The sequence below is a fragment of the Oceanospirillum linum genome (assembly GCF_001995095.2).
Classification (GTDB): Bacteria; Pseudomonadota; Gammaproteobacteria; order Pseudomonadales; family Halomonadaceae; genus Oceanospirillum; species Oceanospirillum linum.
The window spans coordinates 1-382 of the sequence record NZ_MTSD02000257.1 but is presented as its reverse complement, the minus strand read 5'-3'; the positions used below and the strand labels follow the sequence as shown (position 1 = coordinate 382).

Here is a 382-nt window from a genome sequence, read left to right as displayed (position 1 = left end):
ACTTTGGGCGTACCAAGCGATACTCCTGCTCTTGGTTCCAAACTTGTGCTCGATGAAACAGCGACGGAAAAGGCTGAATTGGTGAACGCTCTGACGGGCGCTCATCGCTATACACCACAGGCCGCAGCAATTGAGGCTGCTCTTTAAACAGGTTGTGGATAAAGTATTTGTGGCCTGCGTCTAACTCCACCACAAAACCACGATACTGATCGCTGTAACGCTCCCACAACAGAGGGTTAATCGGCGAGCTGAACAGACGACACAGCGCCAAGGATTCTAATTTTGCAGGATCGGGGAGCTTCTTCGTTTTTGGCTGCTGCTTTTGGCGCATCTGCTTCTCAATGGCAGGGCGCTTTTTCGCCGCTTGTTCGCAGAAATAAGC

Annotated in this window: 1 protein-coding gene; it reads right to left on the bottom strand. The window is 51.3% G+C overall.

Annotated features, from left to right (window positions below):
• Positions 1-382: DUF2971 domain-containing protein (locus BTA35_RS18165; protein WP_161489904.1), on the bottom strand; the 382-nt coding region annotated here is incomplete at both ends.